At 42.8% G+C, this 19,807-nt stretch carries 20 protein-coding genes; 14 read left to right on the plus strand and 6 right to left on the minus strand.

Annotated elements, in window-relative coordinates; translation table 11 throughout:
• Positions 1-308: 308 nt before the first annotated feature.
• From MHH68_RS01515 to MHH68_RS01530, 4 genes are all read left to right on the plus strand, one after another.
• The gene (locus MHH68_RS01515; protein ID WP_034320763.1) at positions 309-1,139 is read left to right on the plus strand and encodes a YitT family protein; all 831 of its coding nucleotides are present in this window, start codon (positions 309-311) and stop codon (positions 1,137-1,139) included.
• 102 nt (positions 1,140-1,241) lie between these two features.
• A complete protein-coding gene (locus MHH68_RS01520) occupies positions 1,242-1,559 on the plus strand; it encodes a PadR family transcriptional regulator (protein ID WP_339164809.1) in 318 nt (105 codons plus the stop codon).
• Complete coding sequence (locus tag MHH68_RS01525; protein ID WP_058015208.1) at positions 1,552-2,139, plus strand: DUF1700 domain-containing protein; 588 nt, start codon at positions 1,552-1,554, stop codon at positions 2,137-2,139. Before MHH68_RS01520 ends, MHH68_RS01525 begins: the two co-directional genes overlap by 8 nt.
• Entirely contained in the window at positions 2,136-2,306 is a 171-nt protein-coding gene (locus MHH68_RS01530; protein ID WP_167550604.1) for a hypothetical protein, read from the plus strand. Before MHH68_RS01525 ends, MHH68_RS01530 begins: the two co-directional genes overlap by 4 nt.
• 208 nt (positions 2,307-2,514) lie before the next feature.
• On the opposite strand, the gene MHH68_RS01535 is transcribed toward MHH68_RS01530, so the two are convergent.
• Positions 2,515-3,732 (minus strand): multidrug effflux MFS transporter, encoded by a 1,218-nt coding sequence (locus MHH68_RS01535; RefSeq protein WP_058015209.1) that lies wholly within the window; start codon positions 3,730-3,732, stop codon positions 2,515-2,517.
• A gap of 213 nt (positions 3,733-3,945) precedes the next feature.
• On the opposite strand from MHH68_RS01535, the gene MHH68_RS01540 reads away from it, so the two are divergent.
• Complete coding sequence (locus MHH68_RS01540; RefSeq protein ID WP_058015210.1) at positions 3,946-4,494, plus strand: GNAT family N-acetyltransferase; 549 nt, start codon at positions 3,946-3,948, stop codon at positions 4,492-4,494.
• A gap of 46 nt (positions 4,495-4,540) precedes the next feature.
• Here the strand turns inward: MHH68_RS01540 and MHH68_RS01545 are convergent, their stop codons facing one another.
• Positions 4,541-4,744, minus strand: a complete 204-nt coding sequence (locus MHH68_RS01545) for a hypothetical protein (RefSeq protein ID WP_339164811.1) — start codon at positions 4,742-4,744, stop codon at positions 4,541-4,543.
• 114 nt (positions 4,745-4,858) lie between these two features.
• On the opposite strand from MHH68_RS01545, the gene MHH68_RS01550 reads away from it, so the two are divergent.
• Positions 4,859-5,398 carry a DUF402 domain-containing protein gene (locus MHH68_RS01550; protein WP_339164812.1) on the plus strand — a complete coding sequence of 180 codons (540 nt, stop codon included), beginning with the start codon at positions 4,859-4,861 and terminating at the stop codon, positions 5,396-5,398.
• A 39-nt stretch (positions 5,399-5,437) separates the two neighbouring features.
• Here MHH68_RS01550 and MHH68_RS01555 read toward each other — a convergent pair whose 3' ends face one another.
• The gene (locus MHH68_RS01555) at positions 5,438-7,051 is read right to left on the minus strand and encodes a S8 family serine peptidase (protein ID WP_339164814.1); all 1,614 of its coding nucleotides are present in this window, start codon (positions 7,049-7,051) and stop codon (positions 5,438-5,440) included.
• 187 nt (positions 7,052-7,238) lie between these two features.
• Here MHH68_RS01555 and MHH68_RS01560 point away from each other — a divergent pair, with 187 nt between their 5' ends.
• From MHH68_RS01560 to MHH68_RS01575, 4 genes are all read left to right on the plus strand, one after another.
• Positions 7,239-8,720: an amidase gene (locus tag MHH68_RS01560; protein ID WP_339164816.1), complete on the plus strand. Its 1,482-nt coding sequence runs from the start codon at positions 7,239-7,241 to the stop codon at positions 8,718-8,720.
• 37 nt (positions 8,721-8,757) lie between these two features.
• The gene (locus tag MHH68_RS01565; RefSeq protein ID WP_058015214.1) at positions 8,758-9,321 is read left to right on the plus strand and encodes a TetR/AcrR family transcriptional regulator; all 564 of its coding nucleotides are present in this window, start codon (positions 8,758-8,760) and stop codon (positions 9,319-9,321) included.
• Positions 9,322-9,401: 80 nt separating this feature from the next.
• Entirely contained in the window at positions 9,402-10,424 is a 1,023-nt protein-coding gene (locus tag MHH68_RS01570; RefSeq protein ID WP_339164818.1) for a quercetin 2,3-dioxygenase, read from the plus strand.
• Between the two features lie 151 nt (positions 10,425-10,575).
• Positions 10,576-11,709, plus strand: a complete 1,134-nt coding sequence (locus tag MHH68_RS01575; RefSeq protein ID WP_058015216.1) for a zinc-dependent alcohol dehydrogenase — start codon at positions 10,576-10,578, stop codon at positions 11,707-11,709.
• 22 nt (positions 11,710-11,731) lie between these two features.
• Here MHH68_RS01575 and MHH68_RS01580 read toward each other — a convergent pair whose 3' ends face one another.
• On the minus strand, positions 11,732-12,169 hold the full coding sequence (locus tag MHH68_RS01580) for a MarR family transcriptional regulator (RefSeq protein ID WP_012008812.1): 438 nt from the start codon (positions 12,167-12,169) through the stop codon (positions 11,732-11,734).
• A gap of 261 nt (positions 12,170-12,430) precedes the next feature.
• Between MHH68_RS01580 and MHH68_RS01585 the strand changes: the two genes are divergently transcribed.
• From MHH68_RS01585 to MHH68_RS01600, 4 genes are all read left to right on the plus strand, one after another.
• The gene (locus MHH68_RS01585; protein ID WP_339164819.1) at positions 12,431-13,939 is read left to right on the plus strand and encodes an AMP-binding protein; all 1,509 of its coding nucleotides are present in this window, start codon (positions 12,431-12,433) and stop codon (positions 13,937-13,939) included.
• A gap of 66 nt (positions 13,940-14,005) precedes the next feature.
• The gene (locus tag MHH68_RS01590) at positions 14,006-15,388 is read left to right on the plus strand and encodes an amino acid permease (RefSeq protein ID WP_058015218.1); all 1,383 of its coding nucleotides are present in this window, start codon (positions 14,006-14,008) and stop codon (positions 15,386-15,388) included.
• 100 nt (positions 15,389-15,488) lie between these two features.
• The gene (locus MHH68_RS01595; RefSeq protein ID WP_169057456.1) at positions 15,489-15,854 is read left to right on the plus strand and encodes a VOC family protein; all 366 of its coding nucleotides are present in this window, start codon (positions 15,489-15,491) and stop codon (positions 15,852-15,854) included.
• 309 nt (positions 15,855-16,163) lie between these two features.
• The gene (locus tag MHH68_RS01600) at positions 16,164-17,024 is read left to right on the plus strand and encodes an alpha/beta hydrolase (RefSeq protein ID WP_169057455.1); all 861 of its coding nucleotides are present in this window, start codon (positions 16,164-16,166) and stop codon (positions 17,022-17,024) included.
• 40 nt (positions 17,025-17,064) lie between these two features.
• Here the strand turns inward: MHH68_RS01600 and MHH68_RS01605 are convergent, their stop codons facing one another.
• Both MHH68_RS01605 and MHH68_RS01610 read right to left on the minus strand, forming a co-directional pair.
• Positions 17,065-18,480, minus strand: coding sequence for an alanine/glycine:cation symporter family protein (locus tag MHH68_RS01605; RefSeq protein WP_058015221.1), 1,416 nt, complete (start codon positions 18,478-18,480; stop codon positions 17,065-17,067).
• 31 nt (positions 18,481-18,511) lie between these two features.
• Positions 18,512-19,492 (minus strand): glutaminase, encoded by a 981-nt coding sequence (locus MHH68_RS01610; protein WP_339164821.1) that lies wholly within the window; start codon positions 19,490-19,492, stop codon positions 18,512-18,514.
• Between the last annotated feature and the right edge of the window lie 315 nt (positions 19,493-19,807).

Here is a 19,807-nt window from a genome sequence, read left to right on the forward strand (position 1 = left end):
GGAAATGATGGATATGATATGAGGCAGTAGTTTAAATGACTAAAGTGTTTTTGTCAAGGAGAGGGAAAAGCATGTGATGGCTGAAAAACCCTGAAAACATGCGGGTTTCCATGCATAAACATGCAGTCAAAATAATAGAAAACCAAGTCATTGACAGCCTCTAAAAAGAGATATATATTATGAAAAGGTTCATATCAGAAAGCTTCATCAAAAGGCGCTGTCTTTTGATTTTTATTTTGTTCAACGACTGTCTTCTTTCGTGCAGAAAGAGGGTTTTTTATATGCTTAAAAAAGGAGGAAAGAAGAAATTGAAAAAATGTGTAAAAGATATCGCAATGATTCTAATTGGTTCGTTTTTATTTGCCGCCGCAGTGAACATGTTTGTCATTCCGCTTGAATTTGGTGAAGGCGGTGTAACGGGGCTGTCCATTATTTTCTATTATTTGTTTGAAATTGCACCATGGCTGACGAACCTAGTGTTTAATGCCATCCTGCTGCTTGTGGGGTATAAATATTTAGACAAGAAGACGACGATTTATACTGTGGTTGCCGTCGCAAGTAACTCCCTATTCTTACACCTGACCACAACATGGGTCGTGAATGTTCACGAATTGATCATTGGCGCCATTTTCGCAGGAATCATTATCGGGATTGGGATTGGTCTTGTGCTAAGAGCAGGCGGTACTACGGCGGGTTCTGCCATACTCGGAAGAATTGCCAACAAGTATTTAGACTGGAACGTGAGCTACGCCATCTTGTTCTTTGATCTGATCGTCGTATTTGCTTCCTACTTTATTATTGGTGCGGAAAAATTAATGTTCACGATTGTGATGCTGTACGTGGCAACAAAGGTGATGGACTTCGTGATAGAAGGACTTAACACGAAAAAGGCAGTGACGATCATTTCTTCATGCAAAGATGATATTGCCGAAGAAATCAATCACACCTTGGATCGAGGCGTGACGATTTTAAACGGCCGCGGTCATTATTCAAAGGAATCAAAGGAAATTCTTTATGCAGTCATTCAAAAACAGGAGCTTATGCGTCTAAAGAAAATCATTAAGAAAATTGACCGAGACGCATTCGTTGTTGTCCATGACGTGCGTGATGTGTTCGGAGAAGGATTTGTGAATATATAAAAACGGAAAGACCCCAAAAGGGTCTTTTTTTATTTTATGCTTTATACCTCTTGTCACATGATACTATGTAATGTATAGTATAAATGGTTAGGAGTTGTAATTATGAATGCACAATTAAAAAAGGGTTTACTTGAATTCTGTGTACTGGCGGTATTAAAGAAAGGCGATTCCTATGGTTATCAAATGATTAAAGATATGTCCCATTGTATTGAGATTTCAGAATCGACATTATATCCGATATTAAAGCGGTTAGAGCAAAACAATTATGTGGAGACCTATTCCCAGGAACATAATAGTCGATTAAGAAAATACTACCGGATGACACAAAGCGGCCGTGAGCATATGGGGCAGTTTTTAGCGGAATGGGATCAAGTGATGGCGATTTACGACTTTATTTCTGGAGGACAGGGCAATGAATAAAAAAGAATTTTTAGCTAGCCTAGAGAAGCACCTGCATCGTCTAGGCGAAAAAGAAAGTGATCGGTTCATCGAGTATTACGATGAAATGATCGAGGATTATCAGGAAGATGGCTACAGTGAACAGGAAGCGGTCGATCAAGTCGGGCAGCCTGCCATCATCGCTGAAGGAATTTTGAAGGAACAAGGAATTAAAACCGTTCAGGTGCCGACGTTTGGAGAAAAAGCTACAAGGCTTTCCATCCTCATTTTAGGTTTTCCATTATGGGGTAGTATTCTAGCCACAGTTTTCCTGCTAATTCTTTCTATGTATATGGTAATTTGGTGCATTCCACTCGTGACAGGTACAATGACGCTAGTTGGTCTGCTCGGCGGTTTTTGGAGCATCATTGGTTCTCCGTTTATCTTTCAGGACGGTTTGCATGTGGTGGTGACGCAGATTGGCGTTGGTATTTTTCTATTAGGTGTCGGATTATTATGCGGCATGGCTACGGTGTATTTGACAAAGCTATTTGTTCAAATGACTTTTCAAACCACTAAGGCATTCATGGGAATGTTTAAAAAGAAGGTTGTGAGAGTATGAACGTGAATGATTTAAAAAAACAATGCATCAAATGGGGGATCATCTTCACCGTTGCCGGAGGAATTGTCATGGCAATTGGTTTAGGACTATCAGGCTTTGACCTAGATGCATATGACAACAATGACCAGAACAATGTGTTCCGCACCATCAATTGGAGCAAGCCATAAATGAAAGACCCGCTTATGCGGGTCTTAGCGTGTAGACAAACCCTCGCATTCGGTGTCAGTCCTGCGCGTCGGTACTCACGAATGTCAAATTCGCTCCGTTCCGGTGCTCGTCCTTCCTAGACTGCAAAGGTTTTCTATCACGCTGAAAAGAAGACAAAGGGCTAAAATAAACATCATTTTAGCCCTTTGTCAACAATCTGAGACCCGCTTATGCGGGTCTTTTTTTCGCTCGAACCACAAAGAAGAAATAACAGCAAAGTGCACCTAGTTCACAAAGCATAATGATCAGGCCCATTGGAAAGGCTGTTTGGCTTCCGGCTAGTCCGACAAGAGGCGTCATGCAGGCGCCTAGCAGCATTTGTGCCACACCGATGAGTGCGGCTGCACTTCCTGCATGTGCGCCGTGATGCTGCATCGCAAGAGACGGGGCAGAGGTGCCGACAATTCCAACGCTTGATACCACAAAAAAGAGCGGAATGAGAATACCATACAATCCTGCATCAATGGAGATCATCAAAAATAAGGTGACGCCGCCTAAGGCAGCTGTCAGCAATCCAATGCGAAGAACCTTCTCTTCGCCGATTCTCGCAGCGACACGGGCAAATACTTGTCCAGCTGTGATGATCCCAAGACTATTCACCGCAAAGGCAGCACTGAATCCTTGTGGAGAAAGGTGAAAAAGCTCCTGAAGCACAAACGGTGAGCCAGAAATATAAGCAAACATCGCTGCGAATACAAGACCTTGCGAGAGGGCATATCCTACAAAGAGACGATCACTCGCTAAAATTTTCATGGCGCCAACAATCTGTTGAAAGCCTCCTGTTTGTCTGCGCTCCGCAGGTAAACTTTCCTGAAGTGAAAAAATAGATCTCAGCAGCATCAAAGCCCCGAGAATTCCTAATAGAACAAATACACCCTGCCATGTGGTAAAGCGTAACATCTGTCCGCCCACAATAGGTGCCGCTGCCGGAGCAACCCCGTTGACCAACATGAGCAGTGCAAAGAATTTCGTCATTTCTGAGCCTTCATAATGATCTCGCACAATGGCTCGTGCAATGACAATGCCTGCTGAACCAGCGAGTCCTTGAATCAATCTTAAGAGGATGAACATCCAAATCGACGAGACCACCGTGCATAAAAGAGAGGCGGCGATAAAAATGATTAAGCCGATCATCAGCGGTTTTCTTCTACCGATCGTATCACTAATAGGCCCTGCAATCAGTTGTCCAAGTGCCAGTCCAATAAGACAAGCCATCAGACTTAATTGGGACAAAGCAGTGCTTGCTTCAAAATCTCGCGCAATATGAGGCAATGCAGGTAAATACATATCCATTGCAAGCGGTGCAAGGGCGGTTAAAGAACCAAGCAATGCGGCAAGGAGAAATCGGTTTTTTTTCGATTCTTGGGGATAAGATAAAGAACTCATATGATCATTACACTCCTCGTATACTTCCTCAAAACAGCATAATGAATCAAGCGTTCTTTTTCAATGGAAATTTTCAAAGAGGATTGCGTGCAAAATGATTGATCTTTCGAATGAGACTCTTTACATTGAATGAGTAGAGAAAAGGACAAGGTCAACGACATGCAGTATTTGCAAGATACGTATATCTAGCATTAAACAACAGGAGGTGCTGACATGGAGCAGCAAGAGCTGATCATTCGTCAAGCAGTCAAAGAAGATCATGAAGCGATCAGACATGTACTAATCAAATCCTATTCACAGTATGAGCCTCAATTTACGGAGGAAGGCTGGCAAAATTATTCTGCTGCGCTTGCAGCAGCTGTAGATAATCCAAACATGGAGCTGATGCTTGTGGCGGAGCTTGAAGGCAAGGTCGTGGGGACGCTTCAAATGTTTCGGTCATCAGAGCAAGCGTATGACAAACCCGAAATGGGCATTACATCAGCCATCGTCCGGTTTTTAGGAGTAGATCCCGATGTCAGGGGAAAAGGAATTGCAGAGTCATTGTTACGTAAAAGTATTGAACTCACGCAATCATGGGGTGAAAATGTTCTGTACCTTCATACATCTGATAAAATGCAGGCTGCCATTCGTCTTTATGAAAGAATGGGCTTTGAGCGTGCACTAGATAAAGAATTTGTGAATCAAAATGGGACGCATGTCAAGAGCTATCAATATGTCATCCAGAAAGAACAGCCGGCAGGTTCATCACATCACGCGTAATAAAAGGAAGAGCACGTCCTCTATGGATAGCTCTTCCTTTTTCAATTTACGCCCACAGTATAAGCGCCCAATAGGATACTCCCCACGAGATTAAACCGAACATAACAAAGAATTTTAACATGCGCTCATAAGGAGAAAGCTTTCGTTCTCTCTTCGTTTTCACCAGCCACCAATAAAGGGCATAGCCGCAAAAAATGAGGATGATTTGTCCAAGCTGTGTAAGGTTTTCAAGAATCGTGATTCCGTTCATTTATTTCACCTCATCATAGGTCTTCCATATGTGAATGCAGCAACCCTTTATTTTTTCATAAAAAAACGGTGTATACTGGAAAGAGAGAAACTAGATGCAAGAGGGAGTTGTGACATGTTGTTTTCGCTACATGCGGATCGGTGGGATGAAGTAATCGAGAGAAAAATCAAATACGATCAGAAGGTTGTGGAACATACGTGTCAACTGTTAGATGCACAGGGACAGAAAATGGTGCTTTTTCACAAGATTGAAGAGACGTTTTCGATGAGTGCAGGCGATGATACGCTGACGATTCCAAAAGGGAGCTATACGACCGCCTACTATTGGAAGGATCGTCCTTACAATATGTATTTCTGGAGAGATGATCAAGGGAAGGAACTAGGTTCTTATTTTAATATTGTGGGGAATACATGGTTCAACGGTCAGCTGGTCATGTTTGAAGACCTCATTGTTGATCTTCTCGTTCTACCGAATGGTGATTTTTTTGTATTGGATGAAGATGAGTTGCCAGAGAGTTTAGCGGATTTTGAACAAGGTTCAGTGCGCCGTGCATTAGAGGGTGTGATGGCTTCGTTAGAAAGCATACTTGATCAAGTGAGGGCAGATACTGAAGGAAAATATCATCATAGCTTATTTTCGCCGCTGTTAAAATAGAAAAAAACGATTCCTTTCAGCGAGGAATCGTTTTTTCTGTTAAACCTTGATACGGTTTAATCGTTTTTGTAAGCTGGTTTTCGTTTTAGAAGCTTTTAGCTGTTTGACAGCGGTTTGCGCTGCTGCTTTTGTTTTCTTCGTTCGTTTGGATTCAGCTTTTTTCACCTTTTGTTTGGCGTCTGTCACTTTCTTTTGATAGGCAACCTGTTTTTTGACTTTGTCGAGCCGGTTTTGCAGGCTTGTTTTTTCTTTGCCTTTGTTTAGCTTTTTGATGGCCGTTTGAGCGCTTTTAATGGCGCCTTGTGTTTTGCTTTTTTCGGCTGTTTGAACCTTAGCACGTGCCAATCGGATATCAATGGTTCCTTGTACCTTTTTCACCCGTTCAGTGAGTGCTGTTTTTTGTTTACTTGCAGTGAGTCGGCCAATTCTTGTTTTGGCTTGATTGACATCTGCCTGCTTTTTAGAAGTTTCGGCTGTTTTAACAGCGCTGGTCGCAGCTTTTACAAAGGTGGACTGCGGTATATATTGCACGCGGCCATACCCGAATTGTGGATCTTTTCCTTTTGTGCCAAGATCCACTGTATAGCTGCGCAATAAGGTGCGAAGCTGTACATTTGTTTTCTTCGGATGAAGCTGTTTCAACAGTGCCAGCATGCCTGTGACATGCGGCGTGGCTTGTGATGTACCTGTTGCATACCAATATTCGTTTTTTAAATAAGTGCTGATGACGTTCTGGCCAGGGGCAGAAAATTCAATGCCTTTCCCTGTATTTGAGATAGACGCAAGTTTGTCTTTGTCCGTCGTTGCAGAAACGGCAATGACACTATCGTAAGCGGCAGGGTAGCTAATATTATTCTTCTTCCCATCATTCCCGCTTGCAGCGACCACAAGCAGACCTTTTTTATATGCTTCATCCACTGCTGAGCGCAAAATAGGGATATTGTCTTCAAAACCTAAACTTAAATTCATAATATCCATCTTGTTGCTAATGGCCCAATCGATTCCTCGAAGCAGGCTGTACAAGTCGCCTTCTCCCTTTTTATCTAACACTTTCACTGCATACAGCTTCGCGCCAGAAGCGACGCCGACTGTGCCGTAATCGTTATTGAGAGCACCAATCGTTCCTGCGACATGTGTGCCGTGTCCTTCATCATCTTTATAGGAGGAAGTGTAGTTCACGAATGATTTACCGCCGGATATCTTTAAATCCTCATGTGGAGAAATACCAGTATCTAAAATGGCGACTTTCACATTTTTCCCCGTGACGCCTTCTTTTATCGCTTGCTTTACATTCAGCTTTTGCAGGTTGTAAGATTTTTGAACCAATGCATCCTGATTCGTAGAGGCAGCGGTTTTTTTCATCGTAGAAGAAGCGAGTTTGACCTTTATGTTTTTTGAAACATACGCGATGTTGGGGTCTTTTTTGAGTGACGTGACCGCTTGTTCATCTGCTGTCACAGCGACAGCGGGAAGATGTATGTACTGTTCGTTCACTTTTTCACTTTCTTCAATCGCTGTTTGCTTTCCTTTTTGGTTTTTATAGACGATGATGACATCTGTTTCTTTTGGCGGTGCAGCTGCCTGCGAATGGTAAGGCAAGGCAGTTGACAGCGCGAGAAGAAACGCGATGACTACGACGATTTTCTTTTTCAAGGCGATAGCCCCTTGCATACGATGACCTCCGTCTTTTTTTTCTCTATTATATCGGAGAAATGAGAGGGATGGTTAGAAGAATCATATTGTTTGTCAGAAAGTTTTTTTACAAGTAACCTGAAATTGAAATTCATACAAATCTAGTAGACAATAGAGAGATCATAATAAGAGAAAGTAGGATATGCTGATGAACGTAAAAGAGTATATGACGTATGATGCGACAGGCTTGGCAGCACTTGTACAGAATAAGCAGGTAACGCCAGACGAGCTTGTACAGGCTGCATTTGCTAGATTGAATGAGGTCAATCCTGAACTAAATGCGTTGATTCAGACAAGACAAGATCAAGTATTAAAAGAAATCAAGACATTACATACGAATCAGCCGTTTGCAGGCGTTCCATTTGTACTGAAAAATATATCGCAAGGGCTGGAAAATGAACCGCTGACAGCAGGTGCTGCATTGTTAAAGGATGTAAAGGCAAAAACGGACTCCCACTTTGTCCAGCGATTGAAGCAGGCTGGATTTCTCATGATAGGTCATACAAACACACCAGAATTCGGATTAAGAAATGTAACAGAACCTGCTTTACATGGTCCAACGAGGAACCCTTGGCATCCTGATTATTCCCCTGGCGGTTCAAGCGGCGGGACGGCAGCAGCTGTTGCAAGCGGCATCGTGCCTGCTGGTGGAGCAAGTGATGGTGGAGGGTCGATTCGGATTCCAGCATCCTTTACAGGTTTGTTTGGTCTCAAGCCAACAAGAGGAAGAACGCCGGTAGGACCAGGCGCAGGAAGGCAGTGGCAAGGGGCATCCATTGACTTTACACTCACAAAAACAGTGAGGGACAGTGCAGCCCTTCTTGATCTGCTTCAAGTCATTCAGCCTGAAGCGGCTTTCCAAACGCCATTATACGACGGCAGCTATCAAGAAGATCTAGTGAAACGTACATCTTCTATGCGAATTGCTTACAGTGTACAATCTCCAGTTGGTACGAAGGTCAGTGAGGAAGCGAAGCAGGCAGTGCAGCAAACAGTGAAATGGCTAAGTGATCAAGGGCACCAAGTAGAAGAAGCAGGGCCGGCAATCGATGGGGTTCATCTGATGCAGCAATACTACGTCATGAACAGCGGAGAAATGTCTGCATTATTCACGTCCTTGGCTCGTTCATTAGGACGTCCAGTCAATCCGGAGGAAACAGACATCGTGGCATGGGTGTTGGCGGAGGCTGGCAAGAACGTAACCGCTGCTGCTTACACAGAAAGTCTTGATGCATGGGATATGGCGGCTGCACAAATGGCGTCATTTCATCAAACTTATGATCTCTTTGTGACACCAGCGACAGCCTATTCAGCTCCTAAGGTTGGTGAGTTGATGCATTCGAAGGAAGAAATCACTGAACTTTTACGTGTGTCATCTCTCTCAATGCAAGCGCAGCAGGATCTCATTTATGACATGTTCTTAAAAAGTCTGACCTACACACCATTTACACAGCTTGCCAACTTAACGGGTCAGCCTTCTATGAGCGTTCCTGTTCATCTCACTGAGGGGGGCATGCCTTTAGGTGTCCAGGTTACAGCACCTAAGGGGAAAGAGGATTGGCTGCTTCGGCTTGCAGTAGAAATAGAGTCATCCTCGATTTGGAGAGGAACAAATCAACTCATACGTTGAAACGACATTTGTCTATGGAGGGAAAGGAGTGTCACACGTGAGTACGAAGGATAGAATTATTCAAACGGCCGCACTTCTTTTACGCAAACAGGGGTATCATGCGACAGGATTGAATCAAATCATTAGAGAGAGCGGCACGCCTAAAGGATCTCTTTATTATTATTTTCCAAACGGAAAAGAAGAGCTAGCCATAGCAGCCGTTGAATATATTAGTCAAAAGGTCATCAATCAAATTGAAGAAAGCTTTGCCTATTCGGACGATCCTTATATCGCCATCGACCGTTTTATGACAAACATCATCCGGGGATTTACGGAGCAGGAAAATGAAAGAGGGATTCCGATTGTCTTGCTGGCGGCAGAATCCAAGCCAGAACATACGCAGCTTCATACTGCATGTAAACAAGAAATGATCCGCTGGCAAAAGCTTGTGAAAGAAAAGCTCATGAACAGTGGTTATGAAGAAAACAAAGCGGATGAGCTGGCTTCCCTCCTTCATTCAATGGTGATTGGGGGTCTATCGATGACCACAGCACTCAAACAAACGACCCCGTTAGAACATGTGAAATGTTACCTTAGACACTTATTTATGCGAGAAGAGTAAAATCTCTCGCATATTGTCTATCTATTATATCAATTGGTCTATATAATAAAGATAGTCAATTCGTCATGAGGAGTGATGGGATGTCGGAGCAACCGCAATCGATCAAGCAATCCGAAGGTACCTCTTTTTATACCTTGTCTGGTTCAGGGAAGCTGTATGGGCTGGAAAATCAGCTTGTTCATGTGCTGGCAGAAGCAACTCGAACGAATCAGCTGTTTGAGCTTGTCTTAATCACAGGTGGGAAAGGAGCTTATTTTCCACTTCACTGTCATGAGCACTTATTTGAAACCATTTTTGTGCTGGAAGGAAAGCTTGAAGTGATTTTGGATGGTAAAAAATATATGGTCACAGCCTTCGATTATATTCATATTCCGCCCAAAACGATCCATGGCTACAGAATGCATAGTCACAAAACAAGATTTATTTCATATACGTTGGGCGGACAAATGACAGATGTCTATCAGCAAATCGGGAAAAAGCTTCAGCTGAACGAATGGCCGATGACTGATCATGCTTTCGATGCAGCCAGCTTTGAACAAGCTGAAAAAGAAAGCGATCTCATTTTGATGCATGGTATCCGGCAGCTGTCAAATACAACAAAGCCCTCCGTTTTATTTCATAGTCAGCTTCCTCAGGCGGTGCAGCCCTATGTATTAGAGGCTGGTGAAGGGAAGCAATATATTGTGGATGGTCAGCTCCATGAGCTGATCGCAACAACAGAAACAACTGGAGGCGGGTTCAGTCATTTTGTGATTGAAGGCACGAAGGGAAAGTATTTTCCTCCGCATTATCATCAAGTACATACAGAAGCACTCTATTGTGTTGAGGGAAAAATGAATCTTCAATTGAACGGTGAGGATATATGCCTGATGCCGGGTGACTTTGCCTATATACCGCCGGATACAATTCACTCTTATGAATTCGTGTCTCATTCTAATAAATTTTTGCTATTGCTGCTCCCTGGAAAGATTGAGCAGTTGTATGAGCAGTTTGAAGAATCACAAAGTCCGAGTATATGTCCTTATTTTATTCAAGAAGGGAACTTGATGATCGATCGAGAGACTTCCTCTCAATATGATTTGGTCTTTATCGATAAAGGATAAATATGTAACGCGTTACACACATGATTGAATAAGCGCCTGTCGAACCGTTCGACAGGCTTTTTTGTTTTTTCATATTCATGATTTGATGCATGAACCATCCTCTCAAGGTGAAGCTATGTACAGATGATTTTCGCTAAAGGAGGAAATGCATGTGAGAGCTGTTACTTACCAAGGGAAAAATAGCATCGCAGTGAAGAAAGTAGATGCACCATCAATTCAAGATCGGGAAGATGTGATCATTCGAATTACATCAACAGCAATTTGTGGATCTGATTTACATTTGTATCAGGGGAATTTCCCGCTTCCAATCGGTTATGTGATTGGGCATGAGCCAATGGGGATTGTGGAGGAAGTTGGCCCAGATGTCACGGCAGTAAAAAAGGGAGACCGTGTCGTTATTCCATTTACCGTTGCATGTGGTCAATGCCAATATTGCCATCACCACTTAGAAAGCCAATGCGACAACTCAAACCCGCACTACGATTCGGGTGGACTTTTTGGATATAGTGAGAAATATGGGAACTACCCAGGAGGACAGGCAGAGTATTTACGCGTGCCTTTTGGCAATTACACCCCGTTTAAGATCCCTGATGATTGTGAGCTGGAGGATGAACAATTGCTGTTCTTATCTGATGTTCTCCCAACTGCTTATTGGAGTGTGGAGCACGCCGGTGTGAAAAAAGGTGATACGGTCATTGTGTTAGGCTGTGGACCTGTTGGGCTAATGGCGCAGCAATTTGCATGGCAAAAAGGAGCAGAACGTGTGATTGCGGTCGATTACATTGATTACCGTCTGCGACATGCAAAACGGATGAGCGGTGTAGAAGTATTTGATTTTACAGAAGATCCCGACATGGGAGAAACGTTAAAGGAGCTGACCAAGGGTGGTGCCGATGTTGTGATCGATTGTGTGGGGATGGACGGGAAGAAGTCGCCGCTTGAAAAAATTGAGCAGAAACTCAAGCTGCAAGGTGGAACGATCGGACCGATTCAAATTGCCACAAAAGCCGTCCGTAAATGTGGAACGGTGCAGATGACGGGTGTGTACGGCGGTCTATACAATATGTTCCCGTTAGGTGCCTTTTTCGCAAGAAACGTCACCCTTAAAATGGGTCAGGCTCCGGCTAGAGGCTACATGTCAAAGCTCTATCAAAAAGTGACAACTGGTGAAATTGATCCTAGGGCGATCATCACACATCAATTGCCGTTAGATGATGCCGCTCATGCGTATCACATATTCAATGATAAGAAGGATGATTGTATAAAGGTCATCTTAAAGCCGTAAAGAAGAAGGCTTAGGAATGTTCCTAAGCCTTTAATGTGTGCTCGTCCATCATTTTCTCAATTAATTCAAAAAATGTTTTTTTATCTTCTTCTGAAAGATGGTTGAACAGTTGATTAACAAGCAATTGGCGGTTGTCGATCATTTGTTTTGCAATTTGTTCACCAGATTCAGAGAGTTCAATCCATACAGTACGGCGGTCATTATTATTTCGAGAGCGGATAATCAGCCCTTCATCTTCTAAGTGATTGAGAGCGGTTGTTGTTGCAGAGGGAGATAATGAAACTTCCTGCAGAATATTTTTCACAGTACATGATTGATGACGATAAATGATGCGTAAAATAAACCCTTTCACATTCGTGACGTTTTTCGGGATGTTCTCTTCATCTATTTGTTTCGTCGCCTTTAAATACTTTGTCAGCGCATGGTCTAATAAACTTGCCTCTAGCTCGAAATGTTGCATTCTCCATACCTCTTTTCCTATTGCATTCGCATTTTCCGATCAATTACTAGGTCTATCTTATCATAATAGTTATCATCATTTAAACCAAAATGGAAGACGGATATAAAATTACCTATATTATCAATTAATATAAAGAACAATTCCAAATTGAAATGATTTTACTTTCAGCTGGTTTTATTTTAGAATGTGAATGAGATAAAATCTGCCAACCCATTCATTGGAAATTGGCTATTGTAAATCAAACGTTTGGAGATGAAGATATTGAATACACTACAGGCATTACTTAACGACAGAATGGAACGCTCATCACAAATTGAAGCGGTAACTGGCGGGGGTGTGTCTTATACATTTGAAGAATATGCAAAGCGCATTGACCAGCTCGCTCATTACTTACACCAAAAGGGGATTCGAAAAGGGGACCGTGTTTGCTTTATTAGTCAAAACCATCATCACTTCCCTACGATTATGCTGGCAGTCATCAAAGCAGGTGCAGTCGCAGTTCCGCTTAGCTGGCAGCTTACTTCCTTTGAGCTAGAAGGTATTTTGAAAAAAGCAGAGCCAAAGGCTTTATTTTTTGATCGTGAATTCCGTGACATCATTGCGGCAGTGAATGTGTCTTTAGAAGATTGCCTGATGGTGGAATCAGGTGTCAATGCGAAAACAACACAGCTGTTTGAAGACATTTTGGCTTCAAATGATGGAAGTAACCTTGCTGAAGAGGTATCAGAAGAGGATCTAGCGATGATTTTATTCACCTCTGGGACAACGGGCAATCCAAAAGGATGTATGGTCGGACACGGACGAATCTATCAATTTTTAAAAAGACGTGGGAATCGAGGATTTGATTTAAGAGGAAAACGGTATTTAGTGAGTCACCCTTTATATCATATGAGTTCGATTAACCATCTCATTGCAGCGGCGATTGAAGGGTATACGCTTGTCTTCTTACATGATGCAACACCGAAGCGCATTTTAGAAACGATTGAGAAAGAAAGAATTACGTTCATGATGGCTTTTCCATCAGCTTACACGTACATGCTAGAAGAAATGAAACGCGGTTCGTATGATCTTTCATCTTTTGAAATTGCGATTTCTGGCGGTACGAAGGTGCCCGTGCGCTTAATTAAAGATTACAAAGAAGTAGGCATTCAGATGATGCATGGCTACGGTAGTACGGAAGCATGGGTTGTGAGTGCGTGGCATCCAGCGATGGGCGAGGATAAAATGGGCTCTGCGGGTAAAGTGGACCCGGATGTAGAAGTGAAAATCGTGCATCCTGAGACAGACGAGACATTGCCAGCTGGAGAAATTGGCGAAGTCGTCATGAGAAGCCCATTTTATTTCTTAGGCTACTATCATCAGCCTGACGCTACAGAGAAGGTACTCAAAGATGGCTGGTTCCATATGGGAGATGCAGGCTATTTAGATGAAGACGGTTTTCTTTTCATCACAGGCAGATACAAAGATGTGATTCTGTACGGCGGGGATAATATCTATCCTGACCAAGTAGAAGAAGTCATTGATCAAATTCCAGGTGTGATTGAATCAGCTGTCATTGGGGTACCGGACGAATTATATGGTGAAGTGCCAAGTGCGTATATCGTAAAAGACGATTCCGTCGATTTTTGTGAAGAAGATGTGGTGAACTATTGCCAGGAACGTTTGGCAGATTACAAAGTACCCTCCATTCATTTCACACAGGAGCTGCCAAAAAATAAGCTTGGTAAAATCATGAAGAAGGATTTACGTGAATTGGTTGTGAATGCGTAGTACCTATTCTGCTATAATGAAATTTGAATGATTTTTTGTTTTTCTAACGTTTTGGAGGGAAAGGGTTTGCGACATATTCTTCGTAAGAAACACATTCACGATTTGTTAGAGCAGAGCAGGCAGCAAAAGGTACAGAAAACGCTGGGCGGGCTCGATCTCACGCTCCTTGGTATTGGGGCAGTGATCGGCACGGGGGTCATGGTGTTAACCGGAATTACAGCGGCTAAGGATGCAGGGCCAGCTGTCATTTTTTCCTTTGCCATTGCAGCGATTGTGTGCAGTTTGGCAGCACTTTGCTATGCAGAAATGGCTTCAGCGCTGCCTGTTTTCGGCAGTGCGTACATTTATTCATATACAACGATGGGTGAGCTTGTCGGTCATCTAATGGGATGGACGTTATTGTCCGTGTATATGCTGACTGCTTCAGCTGTCGCCAGTGGCTGGTCGAGCTATTTCAACAGCTTGCTTGAGGGGTTTGGAATTTCGATTCCCCATCAATTCTTAGCGGGGCCGGAACAAGGCGGATATATGAATCTGCCAGCCATTATCATTGCCTTACTAATTGCGTGGATCTTATCTAGAGGAACGAAGGAAAGTAAAAAATTCAATAATATCATGGTGTTTGTGAAGCTCGGTATTATTGTTCTTTTCATTGTAGTAGGCGGGTTTTATGTACAGCCAGCCAATTGGCAGCCATTCATGCCGTTTGGTGCAGAAGGTGTCATTGCCGGTGCTGCTGCTGTGTTTTTTGCCTTCTTAGGATTTGATGCGATTTCTGCTTCTGCGGAAGAGGTGAAAAATCCGCAGCGGAACCTGCCAATTGGCATTATTGGCTCATTACTCATTTGCACGATCATTTACATTGTCGTTTGTTTGATTATGACAGGTATGGTGCACTATACAAAACTGAATGTCACAGAGGCTATGTCCTATGTGCTGCAAAGTGTACATCAAAATAGCGTGGCCGGTATTATTTCTGTCGGTGCGGTCATTGGATTGATGGCTGTGATTTTCGCCAATAATTATGCAGCAACTCGAATTGCCTATGCGATGGGACGAGACGGTCTTTTGCCTAAAATGTTTTCGAAAACAAACAAAAGCGATACGCCTGTTGCAAGCATATGGATGATTGGCGGCATGACAGCTGTTATTTCAGGGTTTATTGATTTAAAGGACTTGTCCAATTTAGCGAATATCGGTGCTTTATTGACGTTTGCGATGGTGAGTTTATCTGTGCTTATTTTGAGAAAGACACATCAGCAGCTTGAGAGGGGATTCCGGGTTCCATTTGTGCCGGTATTACCGATTATCTCAATGGGCTGCTGCTTGTTCCTTATGCTCAACTTACCAGGCCGGACGTGGCTTTACTTTGGTGTTTGGCTGTTAATCGGTGTCGTCATGTACGCAGCGTATTCAAACAAACATAGTGAATTAGCGAAATCCTCATGAGAAAAAGGTGCAAATCCGTTGACGATTTGTGCCTTTTTTCATACGATTTGGGATAAGCTATAAAAGAGAAGATGGACGGAACAAGAGGAGGATGAGGGGTATGATTAGTGTTAGTCCTTATATTGTGGTAGACGATGTGAAGGAATCTCTTCAATATTATCAAGGGATTTTTGGCGGGGATATTCATATTTTAAATGAACATCAAGACCGTGTGCTGCATGCAGAACTGCACCTTGGAGAATCACTGCTCCACTTTTCAGATACGTTTGGCCGCACACCAAAGCCCGAACATCTCAGATTGATTATGCAGTTTGACAATGAAGAAGAACTAAAGGCTGTATATGAAGCGCTGGAAGCTGATGGAGATGTAATGGTCGAATTACAGGATACGTTCTTTGGCGCACTTCACGGACAAGTACAGGACCGCAAAAATGGGTTGATCTGGGTGCTGAATTATATGAAATAAACCGAGACCTTCACCTTCGTGAAGGTTCAGCGTGTAGACAAACCCTCGCATTCGTTGTCAGTCCTGCGTGCTGGTGCTCACGAATGACAAATTCGCTCCGCGCCAGTACTCGTCCTTTCTAGACTGCAAAGGTTTTCTATCACGCTGAAAAGAAGACAAAAGGCTAAAATCAAGATCATTTTAGCCTTTTGTCAACAATCTAGACCTTCACCTTCGTGAAGGTTTTTTTGGGAGTGCTTTTATTTTCTGAAAAATGGAAAATATGCTATGTTGGAAGAATAAAAGAACAAGGAGAAAGGTGGCAAAGGGATGGAGCAAATTGAATTTCAATCAATCCAAACAAATGGTGTAACACTTCACACAGCAATGGCTGGACCTGAAGATGGCCCGCTGCTTATACTGCTGCATGGATTTCCTGAGTTCTGGTACGGCTGGAAGAACCAAATTATGCCCCTAGCCGAGGCAGGATATCGTGTCGTCGTTCCTGATCAAAGAGGCTACCATCTAAGTGATAAGCCAGAAGGAATCGAATCCTATGTATTAGATCAACTGAGAGATGATATCGTAGGGTTGATTAAGACCCTTAGTCCGAATCAAAAGGCGATTGTGGGGGGGCATGATTGGGGCGGGGCAGTTGCTTGGCATTTGGCATCCACACGTTCTCAATATGTAGAGAAACTAATCATTGTCAACATGCCGCATCCGCGGGTGATGATGAAGGTTCTTCCGTTTTATCCGCCACAGTGGAAGAAGAGCTCCTATATTGCTTTCTTTCAGCTTCCGAATGTGCCAGAGGCAGCACTCCAAGAAAATCACTTTCAAAAGCTGGATGAAGCGATAGGACTAACTGCAAGACCACACTTGTTCTCAAAAGAAGATGTATTAAGCTATAAGCTGGCTTGGACGCAGCCAGGTGCCATGACCTCGATGCTTAATTGGTATCGCGCGATTAAAAAGGGCGGCTTTGAAAAGCCGATATCTAAACGTATTTTAGTACCTGTTCGCATGATCTGGGGGATGGAGGACAAGTATTTAAGCAGAAAGCTGGCGAAGGAAACGATGAAGATTTGCCCTAATGGTCAACTGATTTTTGTCGATGATGCTTCTCATTGGATCAATCATGAAAAACCAGAAGTAGTGAACAAACTCATACTCGAATTTTTGAACTAAAGAAAAAAGCTCTGGTCAGGGGACCAGAGCTTTTGTGATTTTACCCAATATGATTCTTTTTCAACGAAGCAGGTTCATCGTCCCAGCATTCAATGTTCTCATTGTTTGGAACGGCATTTTTATAAAAGACTGGATCTTTCCCCTCTTTTTTCTGCCGTGAATAATCCTTTAATGCTGCAAAGGCGACTTTGGACAGCATGGTAATGGCAATGAGGTTGACGATGACCATTAAGCCCATAAACAGATCGGCAAGATTCCAAACAAAAGGAACACTTGCTACAGCACCGAATAAAACCATAGCAATGACCGCAATACGGTATCCAATCAACCAGGCTTTGCTTGATTTAAGGAATTCAATGTTCGTTTCACCATAGTAATAATTCCCGATCAGCGTACTAAATGCAAATAAGAAAACCATAATAGCAAGAACACCAGAAGCCCAAGGACCGATGTGTTCACTCAAAGATGCTTGAGTAAGCTCAATACCTGTTAATTTTGTCGTTTTATATGCACTTGAGAAAAGAACGATAAAGGCAGTACTTGTACAAATAATCAGTGTATCAATTAAGACACCAAATGCTTGGATCAATCCTTGCTTTACAGGGTGGCTCGTCACGGCAGCTGCAGCAGCGTTTGGTGCGCTACCCATCCCAGCTTCGTTTGAGAATAGACCCCGTTTGATCCCTTCCATAATGACGGCACCCATGGTACCACCTGCAAACTGCTCAATACCGAATGCATGTGAAATAATCGTCTGGATCACACCAGGCAGTTCAGTAATGTTTGTAATCATGACAAAAAGAGCAATACCAATATAAGCGACAGCTAAGAAGACCACAATGTATTCAGCCATCTTGGCAATCGTCTTGACCCCGCCGAAAATGATGATACTAAATCCAATAGCCATAATGACGCCTACGATCAAACGATTTGTGCCAAATGAATTTTCAAAAGCAATAGTAATGGTGTTCGACTGTACAGCGTTAAAGACAATACCGAAAGAAATGGTGATTAATACAGCAAACAAAATCCCCATCCAGCGTTTCTTTAAGCCTTTTTCAATATAGTAGGCGGGACCACCGCGAAAGCCTGATGGATCTTTTACTTTATACACTTGGGCAAGCGTACTTTCAACAAAGCTTGACGCAGAACCAATAATGGCTAGAATCCACATCCAAAAAATAGCGCCAGGACCACCCATGGCAATTGCGATCGCAATCCCAGTAATGTTCCCAGTTCCAACCCGAGCCGCCATACTAATAGCAAAGGCCTGGAATGGTGATACGCCAGATTTTTGTTTATTTGTTCCTTCTTTCAGAACGATCACCATTTCCTTCAGCATACGCACTTGAAGGAAACGAGACCTGAATGTGAAATAAAGGCCGACAATAATTAATAGTGCAACAATAATATATGACCATAGAAAACCATTTGTTGTTGTTAATAAACCATTCATAACATCACCTCTTCTAATTCATCCTATTTCTTTAAAAAATACTGAGATCCCACTCTTTGGCGAGCTTTTTCAGCATCATGACACCGGTAATGCTATTACCACAATCATCAATGGCGGGACCATAAATACCGATTCCACAGCCTGTCTGAAAAGGGAATTCTCTTCTTGCGCTTGGCGGAACGCAAGCCATAATTCCTCCAGACACACCACTTTTGGCTGGTACGCCTACGAAAGCAGCAAAATTACCAGATGCATTATACATGCCGCATGTCAGCATCAATGCCTTAGTTAGTCTTGCGATATCTTTTGGGATGACTTGGACTTGTTTAAAGGGATGGTAGCCATCACTTGAAATAATGAGTCCAATCAAGGCGATGTCCTCAGTTGTGACCTCGATGGAACATTGCTTTAGGTACACTTCTAGTGTCTCTTCGACATCGGATTCTAAATAATTGGTTTCTTTTAAGTAATAAGCAAGAGCACGGTTGCGGTGCGCAGTTGCCCATTCTGATTGATAAACCTCTTCACTAACAGATGGACGCTTTCCTATTAAGTTTTCGATTAAATCGAAAATATATGCTAGCTTTTCTGTAGAAGTCTTTCCGGGAAGGATGGAGGATACGGTAATAGCTCCAGCATTAATCATTGGATTAAAGGGCTTCCCTGGTTTATGCATCTCAAGACGGTAGATGGAATTAAATGCATCACCAGTTGGCTCTACATCTACCCGGTCCAAGACGTAAGGAACGCCTCTTCCTAAACAGGCAGCTATAAAGCTGATGACTTTTGAGATACTTTGCAGGGTAAAGGGAACGTCCCAATCACCATATCGTACAGATGATCCATCTGGGCCTATCACGCTGATACCAAGTTGAGAGGAATTCACTTTTCCGAGTGCTGGAATGTAGCCAGCATTTTGTCCATTTTTGTAATACGGACGAATTTCTTCTGCCCATTGATCAACAGAAGACTGGCATGCGTGTTGTGTATTATTAGAAATTGCTGTTTTCATACGATTCCTCCAATCAAAAATCAAAAAGTACCCTATTGAATTGGCGGATGACAAAAAATGCGATCAAATAGGCACGAAAACATGTTACACATCTTCAAAGAACTTGTCATGCGCTGCTTGTACCACTCCTTTACACCTAAATATATGTTCAAATGAAGGCTTTGGCGGCGAAAAAACAAAAAGGGTTTTTAGTGAAAATTCAGAAAACGCTTACATATAGTTTCACTAAAATTGTTCATTCAATTTATCTTGGAAACTACACAATCTGACGAAAATCTACAGAAAAACTTACAAATAAAAATCAGTTTGTCGATC

Source organism: Bacillus sp. FSL K6-2841, from assembly GCF_037976435.1.
Classification (GTDB): domain Bacteria; phylum Bacillota; class Bacilli; order Bacillales; family Bacillaceae; genus Bacillus; species Bacillus pumilus.